Origin of the sequence: Cedecea neteri (assembly GCF_000758325.1) — a bacterium.
GTDB lineage: Bacteria > Pseudomonadota > Gammaproteobacteria > Enterobacterales > Enterobacteriaceae > Cedecea > Cedecea neteri_B.
This window is the reverse complement of the sequence record NZ_CP009459.1, coordinates 2,803,670-2,824,014: the sequence shown is the minus strand read 5'-3', so window position 1 is coordinate 2,824,014 and position 20,345 is coordinate 2,803,670. Positions and strand designations below refer to the sequence as shown.

The window sequence follows — 20,345 nt, the reverse complement described above, 5'->3', positions numbered from 1 at the left end:
CTCCTGTAAGCCGTTTCCTGCTGTCATATCGCTTAATTGTTGACCACAAAAATGACAAAATGATGAACGGCCACAGAGTCGCTGTCGCCATTCACCACAACAATAAAAGTTAAAAACCTCTTATTTGGCAAGGATATATCATGATTTTTGACCCTACACTCTTGATTCTTCTGGCCCTGGCTGGATTAGGTTTTGTCAGCCATAACACCACCGTCGCGGTTTCCATCCTCGTGCTGATTATTGTGCGCGTAACCCCGCTGAACACTTTCTTTCCGTGGATTGAGAAACAGGGCCTGACGGTGGGGATCATTATTTTGACCATCGGCGTGATGGCCCCGATAGCCAGCGGCACTCTGCCCGCCAGCAACCTGATCCACTCTTTCACCCACTGGAAATCGCTGGTGGCGATTGTCGTCGGGGTGGCGGTTTCATGGCTCGGCGGGCGCGGCGTGACGTTGATGGGCAGCCAACCGGGTCTGGTGGGCGGCCTGCTGGTCGGTACCGTCCTTGGCGTCGCCCTGTTCCGTGGCGTCCCCGTTGGACCGCTGATCGCCGCCGGGCTGGTTTCCCTTATTGTGGGTAAGCAGTAGCGCCCTGCCGCTGCCAGCGGTGAATGCGCCAGGCCAGCGCGCTGCACAGCAGGTAATAGACCAGGCCGGTAAAAATAAAAATGGCTGCCGGGTAAATTTGCACCCGGCTGTTGACCTGCCCGGCCACGGTTGTCAGCTCCGGCACGTTGACGATAAACGCCAGTGACGTGTCTTTGATAAGCGAGATAAACAGCCCGGCAAACGACGGTAAAGCGTTGCGCAGCGCCTGGGGCAGCAGGACCAATCTCAGCGTTTGCCACGGCGTAAAGCCATCGGCAATCGCCGCTTCATTTTGCCCCTTCGCCAATGCATTCAGCGCCGCCAGCGTGGTGTACATCACCGCAGCAGACGTAAACCAGGCCAGCGCCAGCGTGACGGTAAATGGCCCCGGTAAATCACGCCCGGTAATGGCGGGTAGCAGGAAATAAAGCCAGAAGATCACAAAAATCAGCGGAATGCCGCGGATCAATTCGGCCCAGAGGAAAAGCAGCCGCCGCACAATACCGCTGTAGCGCCAGGCAGCGCAGGCCAGCAATAAACCCAGCCCCAGGGCAAGCACGCCAGCGCCTACGGCCATCATCAGGGTTAGCAGTACGCCGCCCGGCTCTCCCTGAGCCATTCTTCCCCACAGCAAATAGTCGAGGTTGTCCGTAATAACCGAAATGTTAGCGATCATGCTATACCTCCGGTTTTACGTGGCCCGCGTTTCCCTGGCGCAAAGCATGTAAACAGCCCGCTCATTGCCAGCCCCAGTAGCAAATAAAGCACCGTGCCTGCGGCAAAAGCCCCCAGCGCGTGGGCGTTGTAGCTTTCAATGCGGCGTACCTGACTGGTGAGTTCGGCAAAGCCGATACCCGTGGCCAGCGAGGAGAGCTTCATCAGGTTGAGATATTGCCCGACCACCGGCTGCCAGGCGTTAACCACGCCCTGGGGTAGCAGCACGGTGCGAAAAAGCTGCCACTCAGAAAAGCCCTGAGAAAGCGCGGCCTCGGTTTGCCCCTTCGGCACCGCCTGCAACCCGCTGCGGATCTCCTCCACCAAAAATGCCGAGGTGAACACCCCTAGCCCCCATGCGGCGCAGAGAAATTCCGGCGTCAACCACCAGACGCCGCCGGGCAGTTGAGACCAGCTGTGATCGTCGTTAATAAACCCACGCCAGCTCTGCGGCAGCGCGTTCCACGCCGCGAAATACCAGAAAAGGAGCTGCACCAGCAATGGCGTATTGCGAAAAACAGAAACCCAGCTTGCGGTGATGTAGCGCCCCGCCCGGCCACCGGCAAGCCTTAGCCCCAACAGCAGCACGGCAAACAGCGTCGCAATCATCATCCCGGCGAGCGTCACCCATGCGGTAGTCAGCAAACCGGAGATAAGCCAGGCTCGCGGCGCCCCACTTAGCACGCCCGCCCAGTCAAAGTAGCTGTTCATGATTCGGCCCCGGCATGCAGCGGGTCGAGTACCTTTTGCAGAAAACGACGGGCGCGGGGATGCTGCGGCGAGCGGAAAAACTGCGCCGGGGCCGCCTGCTCGAGGATCGCCCCGCCGTCAATAAACACCACGCGGTCGGCAATTTCACGGGCGAACTGCATCTCATGCGTGACCACAATCATGGTAATGCCGCTGTGGGCGAGATCTTTCATCACCTGCAGAACTTCACCGATCATCTCCGGATCAAGGGCCGAAGTCGGCTCGTCAAACAGGATAATTTGCGGCGACGACGCCAGCGCCCTGGCAATCGCCACGCGCTGCTGCTGCCCGCCGGAAAGCTGCGCCGGATAATGCTGCGCTTTGTCTGCAAGGCCGACCCGGGCCAGCAGCGCCAGAGCCTGCTGATGCGCGGCCTCACGCTTCCAGCCGTGAACGTGAGTTAACGACAGCGTAATGTTCTGCTCGGCCGTAAGGTGGGCGTAGAGGTTAAACTGCTGAAACACAAACCCGATTCGGCTTCGCAGGCGGCGCAGCATAGTGTTATTCAACGTTCGGGTAGGTTTACCATCGATAAAAATATCGCCATCGCTAAGGGTTTCGAGCTGGTTGATGAGCCGTATTAGCGTTGATTTCCCCGAACCGGACGGGCCGCAAATCGCCACCACTTCTCCGGCCGCGATGGTCAGGTCTATCTCGCGCAGGACGGAAGTTTCACCATAACGTTTACTCGCTTTGCGAAATTCAACGCTGGCGGACTGCAGATGCAAAAAATCCGCAGCCGAAGCTGCGGACAAATGAGGCGGTCGTTTAAACATATTATTTGGCTACAATTTTAAAGCTGCGCGGCTGCGGGGTTTTGCTGTCGGGGCCAAACCAGGCGTTGTAGATTTGCTCTGCCTGGCCACTTTGTTCCAGCTTCACCAGTTCGTCGTTAACCGCTTTCAAAAGGGCAGGCTCCCCTTTCTTCACGCCAACGCCAATCTCTTCCTTGCTCAGCAGATCCGGCAGAATTTTAAACTTCGCCTTATCCGGCGCTTCGGCCAGCAGCCCGGCAAGAATAGTGCTGTCCTGAGTGATAGCCTGGACGTTACCGTTGCGCAGCGCGGTAAAAGCCAGCGGGATATCATCATAAGAAAGCACTCGAATTGACGGGAAACGCTGCACCAGCGCCTGTTCTCCGGTGGTGCCTTTTACCGCACCCACGCGCCCTTTCGCGTAATCCTCAAGCTTATCCGGTCCGGAAGCCGGGACCAGGAACTGCTGTCCGGTCACAAAATAAGGGGTAGAGAAATCCACCACCTGGGCGCGTTCCGGCGTAATCGTGATATCCGCCACGATAAGGTCGACCTTACCGGACTGCAGGAGCGGAATACGGTTCGCCGGGTTGGTGGCCACCAGCTCAAGCTTAACGCCTAAGGATTTAGCCAGTGCTTTCGCGAAATCAACGTCATAGCCCACGATGTCGTGCGTTTTAGCATCTATAGAGCCAAAAGGTGGATTTGCGTCAAAAGTGGCCACTTTAACCACCCCCGCTTTTTGAATATCCGCCAGCTGATCTGCGTGAACCGCGGCGGAGGCCAGGCCGGACAGGGCCAGAACCCAAGCAGAGAGCGTTAATTTACGTTGCGCTATTGTGTGTGAAGTTGTGTGCGTTAAAGCCTTTACCTGTGCCATTGATTTTCCTTGTTATCCCGTCTGTGAGCGAGCTATGCCTTTACGCTCGCACAAGCGCCTTTCCCTCGCCAATGCTTAATCCTGCATTGCATATGCAGAAAACATATTAGCTAATCCCGAGTTAAATCTTTTACTTATAGATTTAACAAATAATTGAGTTAAGTGATTATTTTAAAAATAAAAAATTGGCGATTTATGGCATAAGTTTGTGACTCACCCGGTAGTTTTCAGATCTGGCGAAAAAGTTTCCCTTCTCCTGGGCCGATAAGCTTTTCAAATAATAGGAGAGGCAAAATGAAATCACTGGCTCACAATTTGTTGTTATTAATTTGCTGTTCGATTTTGATGTCCGCCCTGGTTACCGCCATTTCACTCTACGGCAGCCACCGAAGTGCCCAAAGTACGGAAAGCGGCCTGCTGGCAAAGGATCTGATGTCTGACATCAAGCCTGCACCGATTTACCTGATTGAACTGCGGCTGGTGCTTTCGCGCGTGGTGGAAGGCACGCTGAGCGTCGATCAGGCCGATGCCGAAATTAAGCGCCTCAGCGCGCAATGGCACCAGCGAGTTGATTACTGGAAGGCCGCCCTGCCGCCTGAGCTGCAGCAGAACCTGCTCGGGGAGCAATACCAGGCCGGGATGGCGATGATCAAAGATGCCAATGACCTGGTGGAGCTTATTCGTTCGGGCGCACCGACGCCGCTGTTTGAAAAGCTGAAGGCGGCCGATAAAGACTTTTTCGCCCACCAGAAAGGCATTGAATCCTTTGTCAAAGCCTCCGCCGAGTATGCCGATAACGCCGTAGAAAAAGCCCAACACAGCAGCGCTAACTCCACCCAATGGCAATTGATTGGTTCCGGGGCCGCGGTACTACTGTTACTGGTGGTCGGTTGGTGGGTACATCGCACGATTTTCCGTTCGCTGGGTGGCGAGCCGAGTGAAGTGGCCGAGATTGCTAACGCCGTGGCCTGCGGGGATCTCACCCGCGAAGTGAAAGTGCGCGACGGCGACAGAACCAGCGTCATGGCCGCGATGGAAACCATGTGCCAGCAGCTCACCATGGTCATCCATCTGGTGCACGAAAGCAGCAACCAGATCTCCACCCGCTCCAGCGAAATTGCCAGCGGCAATATTGACCTGGCCTCCCGCACCGAAGAACAGGCCAGCGCGCTGGAGCAAACGGCGTCGTCGATGGAAGAGATGACCGCCACGGTGAAACAAAACGCAGAGAATGCCCAAAGCGCCAGCCAGTTGGCCAATACCGCCTCGAGAAGCGCGGAACAGGGCGGCGCGGTGGTGGCACAGGTCGTGGAAACCATGGACGGCATTTCAAGCTCCGCCAACAAAATCACCGACATCATCGGCGTTATCGACAGCATCGCTTTCCAGACCAACATCCTGGCGTTGAACGCGGCGGTAGAAGCCGCCAGAGCCGGTGACCAGGGGCGCGGTTTTGCGGTTGTCGCCGGAGAGGTTCGCAGCCTGGCCCAGCGTAGCGCCAGCGCGGCCAAAGAGATCAAAGAGCTGATTGAAGACTCGGTGAATCAGGTGGCCAGCGGCAGCCGGCTGGTAAACGAAGCGGGCAAAACCATCAATACCGTGGTGCAGGACGTGAAGCGCGTCGCCGCGCTGATGGTGGAGATTACCCACGCCAGCGATGAGCAAAGCAGCGGTATTGAGCAGGTCAGCACCGCCATCAGCCAGATGGATGTCACCACCCAGCAAAACGCGGCGATGGTGAACCAGGCCTCCGGGGCGGCTGAATCGCTGCTGGCACAGACCTATGAGCTGAATACCGCCGTGTCCCAGTTTAAGCTGGCTAGTCTGTAAAATCGTCCCCGCCCAGGGTGCTTAAATAGCGTCCTGGTGTGGTGCCTAGCGCCTTTTTAAACATGGTAATAAACGCCGTGGTGGAGTCGTAACCGAGCGACTCCGCCACATTTTGCACGGTCATCCCGCTAATCAAATAACGCAGCGCCACGATGAGCTGCATCTGCTGCCGCCAGCGTAGAAAACTCAGCCCCGTTTCTTTCCCCACCAGCCGGGCAAGATTGCGCTCGCTCATCGCCATGTCGTCGGCCCACTGCGCCAGCGTTTTCTTCTCCTTCAGGTTTTTCGCCATACTGTCCGCCATCGCACGTATTTTCGGGTGCGAGGAGATCGGGAGCTGGAGCTGCTCCACCGGTTGATTAGGCAGCTCATCAAACAGCACCTGCACCAGCCGTTGAATGGGCGCGCAGTCGAGATGTTCATGGGGAACGTTGGACAAACGCAAAATCAGTTCCCGCACCAGCGGCGAGATCTTCAGCGCGCAGCATTCCTGCGGCATGGCGACCGCATCCGGTTCAATAAACAAAAAGCAGAGCCGCGCGTCTGCCGTCACCCGGTTGCTGTGCGGCATTTGCCCCGGCACCCACACCGCATACTGCGGCGGCACCATCCACATCGAGTTGGTGACTTCGCTGGTAATACCGCCGTGGAGCGCCAGAATCAGCTGCCCTTTTCGGTGGGTGTGAATGGGCTTTTCGTTATAGGTTTGCGCGGCGCGGATGCGAAACGCCAGCGCGGGCGTCACGATGCTGTCCGGGTCAAACCCTTCGAGATCCAGGTCACGTTCCATAGCATGTCCGAATTTAGCGATAATCTGTCATTTTAGCTTGATTCGTAAAAAGGCAGAAGCGTGTATCTTTGCCTTACCGTTTTTCAGGACACCAACACATGACTTCCACGACTTCAGCGAGCAAAAAGAGCCGCGCTCTGCTTCTGCTCGGCATTCTGATGATTGCCACCACCCTGCGCGTTACTTTTACCGGCGCAGCACCGCTGCTGGATATGGTGCGCGATGCACTTGCGCTGTCCACCGCGCAGATCGGGATTTTAACTACCCTGCCCCTGCTGGCCTTTGCGGTTGTTTCCCCGCTTGCCGCCGGGATCGCCCGCCGCTTTGGCACCGAGCGCAGTCTGTTCGGCGCGTTGCTAATTATCTGCGCCGGGATTGCTTTGCGCTCCGCCGGCCACGCCGCGCTGCTGTACATCGGCACGGCCATCATCGGCTGTGGAATCGCTATGGGCAACGTGCTATTGCCCAGCCTGCTTAAGCGTGACTTCCCCGGCCAGGTTGCTAAACTCACCGGCGCTTACTCGCTCACGATGGGCGTGGCCGCCGCACTGGGCTCGGTAATGGTGGTGCCGATTGCCCTGCACGGCTTCGGCTGGTCCGGTGCCATGTTGTCGCTGATGATCTTCCCGCTGCTGGCGCTGATTATCTGGCTGCCGCAGCTTGGCAGCAGCACGGTAATGAACCTTTCCGGCAACCCGGCGCTGCACAGCCGCGGCATCTGGTCCTCGCCGCTGGCCTGGCAGGTCACCCTGTATCTGGGCATTAACTCGCTGGTCTATTACGTGATTATCGGCTGGCTGCCTTCTATTCTGATCAGCCACGGCTACAACGAAGCCGAAGCCGGGTCGATACACGGCATTCTGCAGCTCGCCACCGCCATTCCGGGATTGTTTGTGGGTCTGATCCTGAGCCGTCTGAAAGACCAGCGGGGGATTGCCGCGCTGATGGCGCTGCTGTGGTGTCTGGCGACGCTCGGCCTGTGGCTGCTGCCCGCTTTCTCCATCTTCTGGGTATCGCTCGGCGGGTTTGGCTCCGGCGCGGCGATGATCCTCGGGCTCTCATTCATTGGTATGCGCACCGGTTCTGCTCATCAGGCGGCGGCGCTGTCCGGCATGGCGCAGTGCGTCGGTTATCTTCTGGCCGCCTTTGGCCCACCAGTGATGGGTAAAATTCATGACATCACCGGCAGTTGGGCGATACCGTTATTAGGCTGTGCGCTACTTTCTGTCGTCATGGGCGTCTTTGGGGCTTATGCTGGACGCCAGAAAGAGATCGGCGCGGCGGAGAAAGCCGCGGCCTGAACAGACTAACAAGGAGGATCGTATGGCATCATCGGCACCGCAGAACATTTTTGACGACCCGGTATTTTTTGAAAATTACCGTCAGCTAAGGGAGCAGGACTCCGGCCTTAACGGGCTGCTGGAGATCCCCGAGCTTTATTCCCTGCTGCCTGCGCTGGATGGCCTGAAGATCCTCGACCTGGGCTGCGGCTTTGGCGACTTTGCCCGCTTCGCCCGCGCTCACGGGGCGGCAAGCGTGACGGGGTTTGATATCTCGGAAAAGATGCTCGCCCAGGCGCGCGCCGCAACGCAGGACGCAAACATCAGCTACCACCATTTACCGCTGGAACAATTCTCGCCGGAAGGTGAAACCTGGGACCTGGCGATTTCGTCGCTGGCGTTGCACTACATCGAAGATTTCGCCCGCCTGAGCAACACTATCTTTGCTTCGTTAAAACCCGGGGGGCAGTTTATCTTCTCCGTAGAACACCCGATGTGCACCGCCTTCCCGGTGGGCTGGCAGCCCTATAAAGAAGAAGTTATCTGGCCGGTGAATCACTACCACCAGCAAGGTTTACGCCACACCAACTGGTTCGTGGAGGATGTGCAAAAGTACCACCGCACCACGGAAACCTATGTGAATACCCTGCTCGACAGCGGTTTCGCCCTCACCCGAATGCTGGAAACCAAGCCGACGGCAGAAACCCTGGCCCAGCACCCGCGTCTGGTAAAAGAGATGCGCCGCCCGGCCTTTTTGATTCTTCGGGCGACGAAACCTCGTTAAAGATAAGGTCTACGATGCGATTTACGTTGGAACCCGAGCCTCGCTTTATGTCTGGCACTTGCTTCAACCACAATGTCGCTTCTGTTTTTTTACCCTCACCCTGACCCTCTCCCTGAAAGGGAGAGGGAATAGATAAAGCTTTCTGGAAGCACTTTCCACGACATCTGTTTTCTCCCTCTTCCTCTGGGAGAGGGAATGGATAAAGCTCTCTGAAACCACTTTCCACGACATCTGTTTTCTCACTCGCCCTTTGGGAGAGGGAATGGATAAAGCTCTCCGGAACCACTTTCCCCGACGTCTGTTTTCTCACTCTCCCTTTGGGAGAGGGAATGGATAAAGCTCTCCGGAACCACTTTCCCCGACGTCTGTTTTCTCCCTCTCCCTTTGGGAGAGGGAATGGATAAAGCTCTCCGGAACCACTTTCCCCGACGTCTGTTTTCTCACTCGCCCTTTGGGAGAGGGAATGGATAAAGCTCTCCGGAACCACTTTCCCCGACGTCTGTTTTCTCCCTCTCCCTTTGGGAGAGGGAATGGATAAAGCTCTCCGGAACCACTTTCCCCGACGTCTGTTTTCTCCCTCGCCCTTTGGGAGAGGGAATGGATAAAGCTCTCCGGAACCACTTTCCCCGACGTCTGTTTTCTCCCTCTCCCTCTGGGAGAGGGTCGGGGTGAGGGCTGTAACCAAGCGCCCCGATATCCCGAATTTATCTCTCAGCGGCGGCCAGGAAAGCCTCAACCAAAGGAGACGGTTTGCCTTTAAGCGCATTTCGCTCATGCTGGAACAGCGTCGCCACAAAGAACGGATGTTCCTGAAGTTCAACCGCGCGAATCTCGCCCTGCTTATCCCAACCGGTCGGCTTCAGCGGTTCGCCGGCAAGCGCAGTGGCAAACAGCTCCGCTATACCGTAATTGCAGTGGTAGCCCTCTTCAATCTCCGTCTTGCCATAGGCGCGCCCAACCGTAGAGTCGGCCAGCAGCGCGATCTTGTCTGAAACCTCCACCAGCGAGCAGCTCAGGCGGCCAATCACCAGCCGCCCTTCGCTCGCGGTTTCCGCATGGCCCGCATCTTCCCAACCGAGCACGTTACGCGCATATTCCACCACCGCATACTGGAACCCGGCGCAGGTGCCGAGGAAAGGCACGCCGTTCTCCCGCGCAAAGCGAACGGCAAGGTAAGCAGCATCTTCATTCAGATAAGGGCTGGAAGGCACGCACCAGATTGCGTCGTAACCCACCAGATCTTCGGGGCTGGTCACTTCCAGCGAGGAGACCCAGTCATAATCCGCGCTGACGCCAAGCGCGGCAGCCGCATTATCTAACGCCTGAGGAATGGCCTGGTGTGCAATCACCGCGGGGTTATAATCACCGACAAGCGCAATACGTAAAGTGGATTTCAACTGTGAGTCTGACATGCTTTGGTTGGCCTTATGTTTGAGGGAAGAGAACAACATAAGGAATGATAGAGTAGGCGTTTTGCTTTGCGCTGGCAACCGCAAAAATTGGCAGTCTTTCGCCTCTTTCCGCCGTGGCAAACAATGTAGTAACGTGTCAGGTTCACTTCATCGAAGAAGAATATGAAAGCAAAAATACTGGTTAGCGCCTGCCTGATGGGGTTTCAGGTTCGCTATGATGGCCGAGAAAAATCACAAACTGGCGCGGCCCTCGCCCGACTACAGGCCGAAGGCCGCCTGGTTATCCACTGCCCCGAACTCGCCGCCGGGCTACCAACGCCGCGTCTCCCCGCAGAGCTTAGCGGAGGCAATGGTGAAGCTGCCTTGCTAGGCCGTGCAGCCATACTGGAAAGCGACGGCAAAAACGTCACCGAACCTTACCTTCTTGCCGCCTGGCTCGCGCTTGAAACCGCCCGCGATAATAACTGCCAGTTTGCTATTCTTACCGACGGCAGCCCGACCTGCGGCAGCCAGAAAATTTACGATGGCCACTTTGCAGGCAAAACAATCCCGGGTCAGGGGGTTGCGGCAGCACTGTTGCGTCAGCACGGCATCGAAGTCTTTGCCGACCACCAGATTCCGCTGTTGCTCAGCAGGCTTGAGGCCGTCGAAAAGGAGCAGGCATGATCCGCTGTAAACGCGTCTATGAAGCCCCGTCTGATGATGACGGCTACCGAGTGCTGGTGGACAGACTGTGGCCGAGAGGGATGAAAAAAAGCGACCTGCTCTACGATGAATGGCCGAAGGAACTGGCACCCTCAAGCGAGCTACGCAAAGCCTTTCACAGCGAAACTATTGATTTTTCCGCGTTCAGCAAGCTTTACAGGCAAGAGCTTGGGCAACATCTGGACGCAGCCCAGGCGCTTGCCCGACACGGCGAAAGCGGCACGCTGACGTTGCTGTATGGCGCAAAAAATACCGACCAGAACCATGCCCTGGTGCTGGCCGACTTTTTGCGCCACTGCCGGGATCAGTAGCTGAGGTGGAGTTCGTCTTCCTGCGGGGAAAAATCTTTGTCCAGCGGCATTAAATGTTCGGCACGCACGAAGGCGTAGCCCTGGCGGCCATCAAAAGCGATAACCTCTCCGGTCACCAGCCAAAGCGGGTAGTTTGCCTCCGGCGGAAGCTGTGTTACCACACCGGTCACCGGATTAACAAAGCGTTCTCCTGGCTGGCACAGCCCGAACAGCTCTACCGCTTTACCTATATTCACCCGCCCGGCGGCGGTACGAGCGCCGATGATCATCGCCAGGCTGCCCGGTTTTAATTGAAACATTGCTGCTCCCCTTACTTTTTCGCCGCGAGATCAGAACATTCCTGGCGCAAAAAGTAAACGGCATGGCCACCTGTAACTAAGGTTTTTCTTAAATTATTTTGCCAGCCTGTCCGACAGCGCCGCCAGAAACAGTCTCAATGCAGCGGGCAGATAGCTTCGGCTCCGGTATATACCGTAGATCCCCATCGATCGCGGCGGATAAGCCTCAAGCACTTTAACCAGCTCCCCGCTCTCAAACCGTGGCTGAGCATCCTGAACCGGCAGCATCGCAATCCCCACGCCGTCCGCTACTGCGTCCATCAGCACGACGGAATCATTGGCGCTGAAATTACCGCTCACCTCCACGTTCAGCGGGTCGCCGTTTTCATCCACCATTTGCCAGATGTTGCGCAGAAAATAGCTATATTGCAGGCAATTGTGGTGCTCGAGATCGCCCGGCGTACGAGGCATTCCCCTTTGCTCAATGTAAGAAGGCGAAGCATACAGCCGGGAGTCACATTCCCCCAGACGACGGGCGATAATATTAGGATCGAGGTCGTTGGTGATGCGAATAGCCAGATCGATACGCTCCTCAATCATATTCACCGCCTGACTGCTGACGTGCAGCTCAACCCTCACATCCGGGTAGTCGCGCAGGAAATCAGACAAGAAAGGCACGATGTAATACCGGGCGCCAAACTGTGAGCAGGCCACCCGCAGAGTACCCGAAGGCAAATCCTGCTGCTTCTGCGCCGCAATACTTTCCGCTACCTCGTTGAGCGCCCGGGTTTGCTGCAGCACCCGCTCACCCGTCGGCGTTAACGTCAGCTTGCGGGAAGAACGATGCAGCAGCCGCTCCCCCGCCCAATGTTCCATTTGCTCGAGATAGCGACTCACCATTGGCCGGGACATATTTAACGCCCGAGCCGCGGCGCTCAGGCTGCCCAGCTCGCAAATGCGGGTATAGACTTTTGCAGCAATGATCCTGTCCATTCTTTCACCCATCTGTTCGATTTATGAAACTCATCTTACCTGAATTAGGCCATTACGATTCACAAAATGCAATTTACACTGTTTCTCATTCCCAAACGGGCTTATTCATTCAGTTAATCAGGATAGAAAAAGATGAAGACACAGACCCTGGCCGCGGCCACCCTTTTGTTCACCAGCGCTAGCTTTGCTGCTCCGCTGACGCTCGACGTCTACAACCCGCAGGACAAAGGCGTTTTCCCGGTCACCTCTACGCTGATTAGCGGCCCAACGGAAGCCACGCTGGTCGATGCCCAGTTCAGCGTTAAAGACGGCGAAGCACTGGTGAAAATGATTCAGCACAGCGGCAAAAAGCTGACCCGCGTGCTTATCACCGCCGGTGACCCGGATTATTACTTTGGCCTTGAGCCGATTGTTAAGGCCTATCCGCAGGTAAAAATTGAAGCCACGCCGCTGGTTGTGGACCATATCAACAAAACTAAAGCAGAGAAGCTCAAATACTGGGGCCCGATTCTGAAAGACGGTGCGCCGAAAGAAGTCTTCGTGCCACAGGTAACGCATGAGACAACCTTCACCGTCGACGGTGAAAAAATTGAGCTTCGCCAGCCTGCTTCTCACGCGGCGTATCTGTGGATCCCGGCCAATAAAACCATTCTCGGTGGCGTGGGCGTCAGTTCCGGCATTCACGTCTGGACCGCCGATTCCCAGACCAAAGCAGCTCGTCAGGAGTGGCGTGATGTGCTGGATGAAATGGCGGCTCTGAAGCCGAAACGCGTGATCCCAGGTCATTACATCGGTAAGGTCAAACCAGGCGCGGCCCCGGTAGTCTTTACCGGCGACTATTTAGCCGACTTTGAACTGGCGCTGAAGAAAGGTAAAAGCGCCCCGGTCATTGCTGAGATGAAGCAAAAATATCCGGGCCTGGCCGATGAAAGCTCGCTTGAAATGAGCGCCAAAGTGAATACCGGCGAAATGAAGTGGTAATTCACTAAACGTAAAAAGGGAGCCAACGCTCCCTTTAATTGAATGCAAAAATTGAAAAGGGAGCCTGTGCTCCCTTTTGTATTATTTGAAGTCGACCTTCATCAGCTCGGGAATAGAATAATCCCGGGTGGTTTCCACGCAACGGCTGATGTAATCCACAAAGCGCGGCGGCGGAGACATGCCTAAATCCAGCAGCTTCTCGTTAGAGAAACGCACATTCAGCATAGAGAACTCCCCATACAGACGCATCGCACGCAGCATTAAGCGCTCATTGCACGGCCCGTAAATGGATTTGAAGCTTCTGCGGCTTTTAACCAGTTCGCTGTAATCCACCTGCTCGTAATTGGAGAAGATCGGCGTCTGGTTCAGCGCGCTGGACATCGCTTCATCGATGTCAGCAAAGCGGATGCTGCTCACGTCCCCGGCGGAGATGTGGTAGATCTTCTCTTTCAGCGAGTCGCTCTTCGCTAGCAGCAGGAGCGCCTCTGCGCAATAGTCCACCGGGATAACGTCGATTTTGTCATCCAGGGAGCACATGAATTTCCCGAGCATCAACACCATGCGGAAGACCCAGAAGATGCTGCTGGACGGGCGGCAGCCCTGCTCGCTGTGGCCCACCACGATGGACGGACGAGCGATAACCAGCGGCAGCTGCGGGAACTGCTCGGACATCATGCGTTCGATAGTGGATTTAGACCAGGTGTACTGCACCAGGTGCTCTTCTTCCGGCTTGCTCGACATACTTTCGGTCACCAGCGTACCCGCATCCGGTACACAGGACATTGCGGTGCCGACGTGCAGGAAACGCTGCAGGCCCTTCACCTGGGACATGCGGCGAGCAAACTGCAGAGTGCCTTCCACGTTAACTTTCCAGATCAGCGCATTCTCGCCAAAGGATGCCACCGCGGCGCAGTTAATCACGTGCGTAACGCTGGACAGCCTTTCATCATCCAGAAAATGTTCAGGTTCGGCTAAATCACCCAGTAATATATTTTCCGGGTTAATTTGTGCCAGCTGTGCTTCAGTACAACCAAAATTAGCAAGGTTATTTCTGATTCTGGCCACGCCCTCCTGAGGAGAGTTCGCTCGCACCAATAGCAATACGGTATTGAAAGAGGATTCGGAGAGGGATCGGGCTAAAACCGCGCCGCCCAGGAAACCTGTCGCACCGGTAATCAAAAGTTGACTCATTATTATAACCTCAGGAGTGAAAACACGAGCATAGTAAAATGGCAAAAATAAACGTTTCCTCAATAAAGCGGATTAGCCTTACATAATGCCCAGTACTTTCGTGTAACGGTTTGTACATCCTTGTTTTAAAAGAAAAATCAATAATAAGAAATTAATTTCAGACGTAATTATTTTGGCTATTTATTGATGTCGGGAATATTAAGAAAACCTTAATAGAGGATAAACAAAACCGTTATTCCTCAGTAATCAGGAACTCTTTTTAATTTACAGGAAATAAAAAGCCCACAAAAGTGGGCCAGATAGGGATGAAAAAAGCAGTCATCTTTTCTCACGCGAGGGGCACAACAGAGGCCAGGCAGGTCAATCCCGGGTCTGCACCCAAAACGCATGAATCAGGCCAGGGAAGTAGCCTAGCAGGGTGAGGATGATATTGAGGATGAAGGCCCAGCCAAAACCTTTACCGATAAGCACGCCCAATGGTGGCAGAATAATTGTGAAAACGACTCGCCAAAATCCCATATAAACTCCTGATAAATTAGATTTGTCCATGCTAAAAAAATGCCTTACCTGTAAAGCGTAGACGAATCTCGGAGCTTTGTTCAGCGCGATAATTCTGGAAAATTTAGTTTCATAACTCAACGTTGAAAAAAATATCATGTGGCACTTGCCAACCATAACAACTCAGGATAATTTCTTGCCTTCGGTAGCTTGATGAACCCTCATTCCGCTATCGAAATATGCCTATATTTCTCCTCCGCTGGAGGGGCCGGAACCACTCAAAAAACGATCCGGTCGATCACCAATTATATTAATGATGATAGCCTTATGGTGACCCGGCATTGGCCGGGTTTTTTCGATTATATTCCCGCGAATAATGCAATCAATGCCACTACCGCAGGAGCCGCCTGTACATAAAGTATTTTTTTACTGGCCGTTAAACCACCAAATAAGCCAGCAACCAGCACGCAAATCAGGAAAAACAGTTTAAATTCATAACCGCTGCTCGCCGCCAGCAGTCCATAAATTAATCCCGCCGCTAAAAAACCGTTGTACAGCCCCTGATTCGCCGCCAGGGTTTTCGACTGTTGAGCAAACTCAGGTGACAAACCAAAAGCCTTTCGCCCCGCAGGTTTATCCCAAAGCACCATTTCCAGCACCAGAATATAAAGGTGAATCACAGCCACCAGGCCGATAAGAATATTGGCAATCATAGATTGATTCCTGAAGAGTTATTGAGTCGTCAGACGCCAACTAAACTTCATAGCCCAGCGCCTCGATCACGTGTTCCATCGCTTCGCTGGTCAGCGGGGAACGTTTGATTTTATGATTAGCCAGCATGGTTCTCACCACCCCGGCAATCACGATGTGTTTAGGTTCCTGCCCAAGATCACGCATCTCCAGTACCACCTTGCCCACCACGCGGCACATCTCCTGATACAACAGGTCATCTTTTGCTTTTTTATCCATCTCGCCTCCGGCTTATCTGTTTGATCTTACAGTAGCATTTAACGCCATCGGCGACTAAAAATAGCAAAACAATTTTCACGCTTTTTGGAACAGCTCACGTTACAGGCTATCTTCCTGTGGGATGCGTTCCACCAGCATAAACTCTTCAAAAATTAAGGGCATATCTTCAGAAAACTCGCCATTTCTTTCAAAAAATAGCTGATGTTCACGCCGCCACCAGGAGAGGCTTAAGTCCCCTTCCCCCTCCTTACGGGCCTGATCTGCACTGACCTGTGAAAACTTAAGAGTGATTAAAGACAGCGTCTGGATAACACAAACCGGGTCACCGCTGCCGTTAAGAATAATGCTATATCCGCCGGGGACGGGCGCATCTTCCCCCTTCTCATAGGCAGATGCCGCAGAGCATGTTGCTGTTTTGCGCTCCTTTAAAACTAAATCTACCAGCTCGTCAGCCAGCTCAGGCGAATCGCCGAATGCCCATACCTGAGCATTGGCATATTTCTTTTGGTATTCAGTGAGTCGCTTAGACATGGACTATTTTCCCTCTCCTTTTGGGATTGAAATCCCCCTACGTAAGCCAGAGAACGACATTATTCCGCCTTCAACGTGGGCTTTGAAACTGTGTCGGTCTCAAATAATCCTCTTCAACATGCATTTCAAACAATGTTTTTGACGGGATGGCCAGACAGGCTTGCATTTGCTGGCTCGCCAGATCGTACTCCGGGTGATGGCCATTATTTAGCGGAGAATTTCCGCTTTGGCGCCAGACTTCCCGGGAAGGCCATTGCGCATAGCCTATAAAGTTTCCATTTTGATTTCTGTGCAGACGCGAACCTAAAGAGCCACTTAACCGATAAATCCCTTCGGTTCTTTTCGTCCACGCACGAATAAAAGCCTCTTCCTGGCCTGCTCTGACGACAAACTCATACACTGCAATAAACATGCTAACCTCAGATGCAACTGAACGTATTCTTTATCGTAGAGAAAGACTGAAGAAACATGTCTATTATTGTGCCCTGACATCGAATAATGACATTAACGGAAAAACGAAGATCAATATGAAATATCAGTCTCTGTGGGTGCTTTTATTACTGACGGGATGCGTTTCTCAGCCTCAGCATCAAGGCGTTAACTGGGGGGAAGGAAATTGCCCGCGCCCTGCGGTCGAAAATGTTTCCCCTGACAATACGCTGGTGCTGGAAGACGGTAAAACGCTCAAATGCCAGATCCGGCCTTATGTTTCACGTATGGCCTGCCAGGGCATCACTGATAAAACTGGTGCGGATGGGGTAATTTGCCAGAACAGCGGCGGGAAACAGGTGGCATTCCTGTTTGATGCGAAAGGCATACTCACACAACATCGTTTTTTCTAGCGTATTGGCAGTAAAACGGCTAACGATGAGAGCCTGTTGGCTCTCATTTTTCAAAATGGCAGCCTACTTAGTCCCATTTAAACGTCACGCCGGCCCGGGCGGTGCTGTTGCTGTTATCGCGATCGTATTTAGAATAAGGATCGGACAGCAGCTTTTGGTCACCTTTATCGAGCTTACCGTACATATTCTGGGGCTTCTTCTCTTCGTTACTCAGGCAAACATTACCGTAGCAGCCAGGCTCTTCTGTTGCCTCAGTCCAGACCAACTCCGAAGCGGGTTTATTCCCGGCATAAACGTTAGTGGTCAATAACATAGCGCAGATGATAAGCGTCTTATTCATAAATAATCCCTTTTATGATAATGATAATCAAATGCAATTTTAACATCTTCATGTAACTTGAAGACAATCAGTTTAAAACTGCACATTATTGGCAAAAGCAGTGAAAAAATAGCATGCCAGACAGCGCCCCTGAACACACGCTTACCCCAGGATCAGCACATCAACGGCCCTCTGTACCGCCATATCATCAAGGCCATTGGCATAGAGCTTATGTATCATGTCGGCTATCGACTCCCGGGATAACGTCTCTTTTCTCGCCAGCAGCTGCACGACAGCCGCCCCGATAACCTGCAGTGTTTCAGGATGAAGCTCCTCGGAGGCGTGCTTGTCCTTGTCCATACTCACTCCATAAATGAAAGTCCCTGTCTTTCTAAACTAGCACAAGAGAACTCAGACAAAACTGGGATCTGTTCCTAATCCCCTTCCCTTTTTCAACATCGGCAAATAACCCATTGATACAACTCTGTAACATATCCTGGATTTTTTATGTCTGAATTTTACAAGAGGAGGAATGCCGCCTGAATACGAGTCTGTTCAAGATTCCCGGTAGCGATTATCATTAATAAATATAGGGGCACTCCAGGGGGAAGTATGCTGCACTTTGATGTCTTCGGCAGGCGTTTGGGCATAAAGAAAGTCAGTGAACAATGGCTGCTTTATCGCGTCGACCCTAATGAGGGGAAATATTCCCGGATTTATGACGTGGTTATTCCACCATGGCTAACGGAGCAGGAACTCCCCGGCTGGCTCGGGGATATTTACCACGAAGCGGCGAGTGAAAAGCATCCTGATGTTCGTTTAATTAATGCCGGAGAGTCGTCCCCGGGCAAGATTTAACCCTATAAAAATACCGTATTTTATAAGCAGAAGGATTTGCAAATATCAATCAGGGTCAGGGAAAATATAACGTGTTTAAAATTAAAGCGATTTGTATCGGAACCTTAATTAACGCTTATTTCCAGCCACAGATGATTCACCTCTCAAGTATGTTTGAGAGCAAATGCTGTTTTCATGATTGAATATACTGTTCCTCTCATCGAAGACGCCGCCAGTTGCCTGCACACTGGCAGGCATCTGAACGCCAAAATCATGCCTGCGGGACATCTTCCAGGCGGAAATAAACAGCCAGCCCATGCTTGCGTGCAACCTCGATATCCATATCGGCCCCTTTAGACTTGCCTTCAATGCGATATATGGCATCACATTTTGCGATCAGCCGATGCGCAACCGGGTAAAACATAGACTCCGCAATTTCATCATCAATAGCTTTAGAACCTGCGGCCTTTGCCAGAGGCAGAGCCAGCCATTCGCCAATGACGGGAATGTGCCCCCGCTGGTATACCGTTAACGCGGCATTTTCCAGCCGGGCGAGATTGGCCTCGATAAGATCTTGTTTCCCGTCAGTGCCGCTGCGGTAGGGGCCGGCGATAAGAATGAGTTGTTTCATGCTGAGAACCTCACAGAATACTTTTCAGAGCAACGTGATAAAGCAACATAATGGTTTTACCATCGACGATAAGACCACTTTCAACGGCGCCAAGAGCGGCATCGATGGTCAGCTCTAACACTTCGATATCTTCACCTTCAGCCTCTATTCCGCCGCCCGCGCCAGCCTTGTCGCTAACATCATATTCAGCGATGTAAAAATAGAGTTTCTCCGTTACCGACCCAGGGCTCATGTAAGCCTCGAAAACCTTCTGCACGCTGGAAACGAGAAAGCCCGTTTCTTCTTCAACTTCCGCTTTTATGCGGTTTTCTGGATCCATATTGTCGAGCAACCCTGCGGCAGTTTCGATCAGATAACCACCGTGGCCGTTCATAAAGACCGGAAAACGAAACTGGCGCGTTAAAATGACGGTTTTCCTGTCACGGTTATAAAGCAGGATGGTAGCCCCATTGCCCCGATCGTAAACTTCGCGGCTCAGTCGCTGCCAGTCCCCGTTTCTGCGCTGAATATCAAAGGTATATTTCTTTAGCGAATACCAGTCATCAGACAATATTCTGTCATCGACGATCCGTACTTCTGCACGTTTGGGTTGCATGTTCACTCCTGTTTACGTAGTGTTCGCATCATAAACAGCATCATCGTGCCAATTCAAGATCAATCGTGCAATAACATGCATTATCGTGCACTAGAAGGACTATCCTATGCTCGCTAACCAACGTAAACAGCTTATTCTGGAGCAACTTCAGGCCGAAGGTCAGGTTCTCTCAAAAAATCTGAGTCGCCGATTTGACATCTCAGAGGACACTATCCGGAGAGACCTGCGCGAGCTTGCCGCAGAAGGCCACTTACAACGCGTTCACGGCGGCGCGTTGCCTTCCTCCTCAGCGGTGGCCACTTTTTCTGAGCGTAAATCATTAAAAACTGGTGCTAAAGCCAAGATTGCCAGAAAGGGAGCCGAACTAATTTCTGCAGGCCAGGTAGTGATGATTGACGGAGGAACTACGACATCAGAGCTTATTAACTGCCTCCCCGATGACCTGCGCATCACGGTGGTAACCCACAGCCCCAGCGTCGCTTTAGGCCTGGTAGATAAACCCTTCATTGAAGTGATTTTGATTGGCGGCCGACTCTACAAGCACTCCATTGTCACCGTCGGGGCGGCAGCAATTGAAGGTATCAGCAACATTCACGCGGATATTTTCTTTATGGGCGTGACGGGCATTCACCCCGAGGCAGGGTTAACCACGGGAGATTACGAAGAAGCATGCATAAAACGTGCATTTTCCGGCAGAGCAGCAGAAACAGTTGTGCTTGCGTCACCGGAAAAGATTAACACCGCCTCATCGTTCGTTATTGGTGATGTAGGGTTAATCAACACGGTCGTGATTGACAGCGAAACTGATGAAAACTGGGTAAGCAGTATGGAAACCAAAGGCATCACGGTGTTGAAAGCGTAATACCTTTCCCTGCGGGT

At 53.4% G+C, this 20,345-nt stretch carries 28 protein-coding genes; 10 read left to right on the top strand and 18 right to left on the bottom strand.

All coding sequences use genetic code 11. The features are described from left to right. Nucleotides 1–143 precede the first annotated feature (143 nt). Entirely contained in the window at nt 144–590 is a 447-nt protein-coding gene (locus LH86_RS13325) for a DUF441 domain-containing protein (RefSeq protein ID WP_039296685.1), read from the top strand. Here LH86_RS13325 and LH86_RS13320 read toward each other — a convergent pair. Genes LH86_RS13320 through LH86_RS13305 form a run of 4 tightly spaced genes read right to left on the bottom strand, consistent with a single transcriptional unit; the run spans nt 571 to nt 3,689 of the window. Further along, on the bottom strand, nt 571–1,266 hold the full coding sequence (locus LH86_RS13320; RefSeq protein ID WP_039302127.1) for an amino acid ABC transporter permease: 696 nt from the start codon (nt 1,264–1,266) through the stop codon (nt 571–573). The genes LH86_RS13325 and LH86_RS13320 overlap by 20 nt on opposite strands. Then, on the bottom strand, nt 1,263–2,015 hold the full coding sequence (locus tag LH86_RS13315; RefSeq protein ID WP_039302125.1) for an amino acid ABC transporter permease: 753 nt from the start codon (nt 2,013–2,015) through the stop codon (nt 1,263–1,265). The genes LH86_RS13320 and LH86_RS13315 overlap by 4 nt, the downstream gene beginning before the upstream one ends. Beyond that, the gene (locus tag LH86_RS13310; RefSeq protein WP_039302123.1) at nt 2,012–2,830 is read right to left on the bottom strand and encodes an amino acid ABC transporter ATP-binding protein; all 819 of its coding nucleotides are present in this window, start codon (nt 2,828–2,830) and stop codon (nt 2,012–2,014) included. Before LH86_RS13310 ends, LH86_RS13315 begins: the two co-directional genes overlap by 4 nt. A 1-nt stretch (nt 2,831) precedes the next feature. After that, complete coding sequence (locus LH86_RS13305; protein ID WP_039302120.1) at nt 2,832–3,689, bottom strand: ABC transporter substrate-binding protein; 858 nt, start codon at nt 3,687–3,689, stop codon at nt 2,832–2,834. 294 nt (nt 3,690–3,983) lie between these two features. Between LH86_RS13305 and LH86_RS13300 the strand changes: the two genes are divergently transcribed. Continuing rightward, the gene (locus LH86_RS13300) at nt 3,984–5,519 is read left to right on the top strand and encodes a methyl-accepting chemotaxis protein (RefSeq protein WP_039302117.1); all 1,536 of its coding nucleotides are present in this window, start codon (nt 3,984–3,986) and stop codon (nt 5,517–5,519) included. On the opposite strand, the gene LH86_RS13295 is transcribed toward LH86_RS13300, so the two are convergent. Next, a complete protein-coding gene (locus LH86_RS13295) occupies nt 5,509–6,309 on the bottom strand; it encodes an AraC family transcriptional regulator (RefSeq protein WP_039302114.1) in 801 nt (266 codons plus the stop codon). The two genes, LH86_RS13300 and LH86_RS13295, sit on opposite strands and share 11 nt — an antisense overlap. A 98-nt stretch (nt 6,310–6,407) precedes the next feature. Here LH86_RS13295 and LH86_RS13290 point away from each other — a divergent pair, with 98 nt between their 5' ends. Together LH86_RS13290 and LH86_RS13285 are read left to right on the top strand one after the other, a co-directional pair. Further along, on the top strand, nt 6,408–7,610 hold the full coding sequence (locus LH86_RS13290) for a CynX/NimT family MFS transporter (protein ID WP_039302111.1): 1,203 nt from the start codon (nt 6,408–6,410) through the stop codon (nt 7,608–7,610). 22 nt (nt 7,611–7,632) lie between these two features. Next, a complete protein-coding gene (locus tag LH86_RS13285) occupies nt 7,633–8,373 on the top strand; it encodes a class I SAM-dependent methyltransferase (protein WP_039302108.1) in 741 nt (246 codons plus the stop codon). 704 nt (nt 8,374–9,077) lie between these two features. Here LH86_RS13285 and LH86_RS13280 read toward each other — a convergent pair. Then, entirely contained in the window at nt 9,078–9,785 is a 708-nt protein-coding gene (locus LH86_RS13280; RefSeq protein ID WP_039306168.1) for a CTP synthase, read from the bottom strand. 162 nt (nt 9,786–9,947) lie between these two features. Between LH86_RS13280 and LH86_RS13275 the strand changes: the two genes are divergently transcribed. Together LH86_RS13275 and LH86_RS13270 are read left to right on the top strand one after the other, a co-directional pair. Next, entirely contained in the window at nt 9,948–10,451 is a 504-nt protein-coding gene (locus LH86_RS13275; protein ID WP_039302105.1) for a DUF523 domain-containing protein, read from the top strand. Then, the gene (locus LH86_RS13270) at nt 10,448–10,801 is read left to right on the top strand and encodes a DUF488 domain-containing protein (protein WP_039302103.1); all 354 of its coding nucleotides are present in this window, start codon (nt 10,448–10,450) and stop codon (nt 10,799–10,801) included. The genes LH86_RS13275 and LH86_RS13270 overlap by 4 nt, the downstream gene beginning before the upstream one ends. On the opposite strand, the gene LH86_RS13265 is transcribed toward LH86_RS13270, so the two are convergent. Next, nucleotides 10,795–11,100, bottom strand: a complete 306-nt coding sequence (locus tag LH86_RS13265) for a hypothetical protein (protein WP_008456716.1) — start codon at nt 11,098–11,100, stop codon at nt 10,795–10,797. The genes LH86_RS13270 and LH86_RS13265 overlap by 7 nt on opposite strands. Nucleotides 11,101–11,193: 93 nt before the next feature. Further along, complete coding sequence (locus LH86_RS13260; protein ID WP_039302100.1) at nt 11,194–12,072, bottom strand: LysR family transcriptional regulator; 879 nt, start codon at nt 12,070–12,072, stop codon at nt 11,194–11,196. Between the two features lie 132 nt (nt 12,073–12,204). Here LH86_RS13260 and LH86_RS13255 point away from each other — a divergent pair, with 132 nt between their 5' ends. Then, on the top strand, nt 12,205–13,053 hold the full coding sequence (locus tag LH86_RS13255; protein ID WP_039302097.1) for a Vmh family MBL fold metallo-hydrolase: 849 nt from the start codon (nt 12,205–12,207) through the stop codon (nt 13,051–13,053). Between the two features lie 81 nt (nt 13,054–13,134). Here LH86_RS13255 and LH86_RS13250 read toward each other — a convergent pair whose 3' ends face one another. The 6 genes from LH86_RS13250 to LH86_RS22110 form a co-directional block, all read right to left on the bottom strand. After that, entirely contained in the window at nt 13,135–14,244 is a 1,110-nt protein-coding gene (locus tag LH86_RS13250) for an SDR family oxidoreductase (RefSeq protein ID WP_008456721.1), read from the bottom strand. A 360-nt stretch (nt 14,245–14,604) separates the two neighbouring features. Then, nucleotides 14,605–14,763 (bottom strand): YqaE/Pmp3 family membrane protein, encoded by a 159-nt coding sequence (locus LH86_RS22115; protein WP_008456722.1) that lies wholly within the window; start codon nt 14,761–14,763, stop codon nt 14,605–14,607. Nucleotides 14,764–15,101: 338 nt separating this feature from the next. Beyond that, entirely contained in the window at nt 15,102–15,455 is a 354-nt protein-coding gene (locus LH86_RS13240) for a DUF1304 domain-containing protein (protein WP_197061682.1), read from the bottom strand. Nucleotides 15,456–15,495: 40 nt separating this feature from the next. Continuing rightward, the gene (gene fumD / locus LH86_RS13235; RefSeq protein WP_039302094.1) at nt 15,496–15,711 is read right to left on the bottom strand and encodes a fumarate hydratase FumD; all 216 of its coding nucleotides are present in this window, start codon (nt 15,709–15,711) and stop codon (nt 15,496–15,498) included. Between the two features lie 99 nt (nt 15,712–15,810). Next, nucleotides 15,811–16,242: an ASCH domain-containing protein gene (locus LH86_RS13230; RefSeq protein WP_039302091.1), complete on the bottom strand. Its 432-nt coding sequence runs from the start codon at nt 16,240–16,242 to the stop codon at nt 15,811–15,813. Between the two features lie 70 nt (nt 16,243–16,312). Beyond that, complete coding sequence (locus tag LH86_RS22110) at nt 16,313–16,654, bottom strand: antibiotic biosynthesis monooxygenase family protein (RefSeq protein WP_071842833.1); 342 nt, start codon at nt 16,652–16,654, stop codon at nt 16,313–16,315. 115 nt (nt 16,655–16,769) lie between these two features. On the opposite strand from LH86_RS22110, the gene LH86_RS13225 reads away from it, so the two are divergent. After that, nucleotides 16,770–17,084 (top strand): hypothetical protein, encoded by a 315-nt coding sequence (locus LH86_RS13225; protein WP_039302088.1) that lies wholly within the window; start codon nt 16,770–16,772, stop codon nt 17,082–17,084. Nucleotides 17,085–17,151: 67 nt separating this feature from the next. On the opposite strand, the gene LH86_RS13220 is transcribed toward LH86_RS13225, so the two are convergent. Both LH86_RS13220 and LH86_RS13215 read right to left on the bottom strand, forming a co-directional pair. Next, a complete protein-coding gene (locus LH86_RS13220; protein WP_039302085.1) occupies nt 17,152–17,424 on the bottom strand; it encodes a hypothetical protein in 273 nt (90 codons plus the stop codon). A gap of 141 nt (nt 17,425–17,565) precedes the next feature. Beyond that, the gene (locus LH86_RS13215) at nt 17,566–17,763 is read right to left on the bottom strand and encodes a hypothetical protein (RefSeq protein ID WP_039302082.1); all 198 of its coding nucleotides are present in this window, start codon (nt 17,761–17,763) and stop codon (nt 17,566–17,568) included. 252 nt (nt 17,764–18,015) lie between these two features. Between LH86_RS13215 and LH86_RS13210 the strand changes: the two genes are divergently transcribed. Then, nucleotides 18,016–18,261, top strand: coding sequence for a DUF7661 family protein (locus tag LH86_RS13210; RefSeq protein WP_039302080.1), 246 nt, complete (start codon nt 18,016–18,018; stop codon nt 18,259–18,261). Between the two features lie 250 nt (nt 18,262–18,511). On the opposite strand, the gene LH86_RS13205 is transcribed toward LH86_RS13210, so the two are convergent. Together LH86_RS13205 and LH86_RS13200 are read right to left on the bottom strand one after the other, a co-directional pair. Continuing rightward, nucleotides 18,512–18,871, bottom strand: a complete 360-nt coding sequence (locus LH86_RS13205; protein WP_039302077.1) for a DUF4406 domain-containing protein — start codon at nt 18,869–18,871, stop codon at nt 18,512–18,514. 10 nt (nt 18,872–18,881) lie between these two features. Next, nucleotides 18,882–19,466 (bottom strand): GDP-mannose pyrophosphatase, encoded by a 585-nt coding sequence (locus LH86_RS13200; RefSeq protein WP_039302074.1) that lies wholly within the window; start codon nt 19,464–19,466, stop codon nt 18,882–18,884. Nucleotides 19,467–19,572: 106 nt separating this feature from the next. On the opposite strand from LH86_RS13200, the gene LH86_RS13195 reads away from it, so the two are divergent. Then, nucleotides 19,573–20,328 carry a DeoR/GlpR family DNA-binding transcription regulator gene (locus tag LH86_RS13195; protein ID WP_039302070.1) on the top strand — a complete coding sequence of 252 codons (756 nt, stop codon included), beginning with the start codon at nt 19,573–19,575 and terminating at the stop codon, nt 20,326–20,328. The last annotated feature ends 17 nt before the right edge of the window (nt 20,329–20,345 follow it).

Bases quoted from the DNA above. Each gene is read 5' to 3' on its own strand.
- LH86_RS22115 (WP_008456722.1), bottom strand. From the start codon at position 14,763: ATGGGATTTTGGCGAGTCGTTTTCACAATTATTCTGCCACCATTGGGC.
- LH86_RS13200 (WP_039302074.1), bottom strand. From the start codon at position 19,466: ATGCAACCCAAACGTGCAGAAGTACGGATCGTCGATGACAGAATATTG.
- LH86_RS13290 (WP_039302111.1), top strand. From the start codon at position 6,408: ATGACTTCCACGACTTCAGCGAGCAAAAAGAGCCGCGCTCTGCTTCTG.
- LH86_RS13320 (WP_039302127.1), bottom strand. From the start codon at position 1,266: ATGATCGCTAACATTTCGGTTATTACGGACAACCTCGACTATTTGCTG.
- LH86_RS13205 (WP_039302077.1), bottom strand. From the start codon at position 18,871: ATGAAACAACTCATTCTTATCGCCGGCCCCTACCGCAGCGGCACTGAC.
- fumD (WP_039302094.1), bottom strand. From the start codon at position 15,711: ATGGATAAAAAAGCAAAAGATGACCTGTTGTATCAGGAGATGTGCCGC.
- LH86_RS13195 (WP_039302070.1), top strand. From the start codon at position 19,573: ATGCTCGCTAACCAACGTAAACAGCTTATTCTGGAGCAACTTCAGGCC.
- LH86_RS13260 (WP_039302100.1), bottom strand. From the start codon at position 12,072: ATGGACAGGATCATTGCTGCAAAAGTCTATACCCGCATTTGCGAGCTG.
- LH86_RS22110 (WP_071842833.1), bottom strand. From the start codon at position 16,654: ATGTTTATTGCAGTGTATGAGTTTGTCGTCAGAGCAGGCCAGGAAGAG.
- LH86_RS13215 (WP_039302082.1), bottom strand. From the start codon at position 17,763: ATGGACAAGGACAAGCACGCCTCCGAGGAGCTTCATCCTGAAACACTG.
- LH86_RS13225 (WP_039302088.1), top strand. From the start codon at position 16,770: ATGAAATATCAGTCTCTGTGGGTGCTTTTATTACTGACGGGATGCGTT.
- LH86_RS13210 (WP_039302080.1), top strand. From the start codon at position 18,016: ATGCTGCACTTTGATGTCTTCGGCAGGCGTTTGGGCATAAAGAAAGTC.
- LH86_RS13315 (WP_039302125.1), bottom strand. From the start codon at position 2,015: ATGAACAGCTACTTTGACTGGGCGGGCGTGCTAAGTGGGGCGCCGCGA.
- LH86_RS13240 (WP_197061682.1), bottom strand. From the start codon at position 15,455: ATGATTGCCAATATTCTTATCGGCCTGGTGGCTGTGATTCACCTTTAT.
- LH86_RS13310 (WP_039302123.1), bottom strand. From the start codon at position 2,830: ATGTTTAAACGACCGCCTCATTTGTCCGCAGCTTCGGCTGCGGATTTT.
- LH86_RS13305 (WP_039302120.1), bottom strand. From the start codon at position 3,689: ATGGCACAGGTAAAGGCTTTAACGCACACAACTTCACACACAATAGCG.
- LH86_RS13300 (WP_039302117.1), top strand. From the start codon at position 3,984: ATGAAATCACTGGCTCACAATTTGTTGTTATTAATTTGCTGTTCGATT.
- LH86_RS13250 (WP_008456721.1), bottom strand. From the start codon at position 14,244: ATGAGTCAACTTTTGATTACCGGTGCGACAGGTTTCCTGGGCGGCGCG.
- LH86_RS13270 (WP_039302103.1), top strand. From the start codon at position 10,448: ATGATCCGCTGTAAACGCGTCTATGAAGCCCCGTCTGATGATGACGGC.
- LH86_RS13230 (WP_039302091.1), bottom strand. From the start codon at position 16,242: ATGTCTAAGCGACTCACTGAATACCAAAAGAAATATGCCAATGCTCAG.
- LH86_RS13285 (WP_039302108.1), top strand. From the start codon at position 7,633: ATGGCATCATCGGCACCGCAGAACATTTTTGACGACCCGGTATTTTTT.
- LH86_RS13255 (WP_039302097.1), top strand. From the start codon at position 12,205: ATGAAGACACAGACCCTGGCCGCGGCCACCCTTTTGTTCACCAGCGCT.
- LH86_RS13280 (WP_039306168.1), bottom strand. From the start codon at position 9,785: ATGTCAGACTCACAGTTGAAATCCACTTTACGTATTGCGCTTGTCGGT.
- LH86_RS13265 (WP_008456716.1), bottom strand. From the start codon at position 11,100: ATGTTTCAATTAAAACCGGGCAGCCTGGCGATGATCATCGGCGCTCGT.
- LH86_RS13295 (WP_039302114.1), bottom strand. From the start codon at position 6,309: ATGGAACGTGACCTGGATCTCGAAGGGTTTGACCCGGACAGCATCGTG.
- LH86_RS13275 (WP_039302105.1), top strand. From the start codon at position 9,948: ATGAAAGCAAAAATACTGGTTAGCGCCTGCCTGATGGGGTTTCAGGTT.
- LH86_RS13220 (WP_039302085.1), bottom strand. From the start codon at position 17,424: ATGAATAAGACGCTTATCATCTGCGCTATGTTATTGACCACTAACGTT.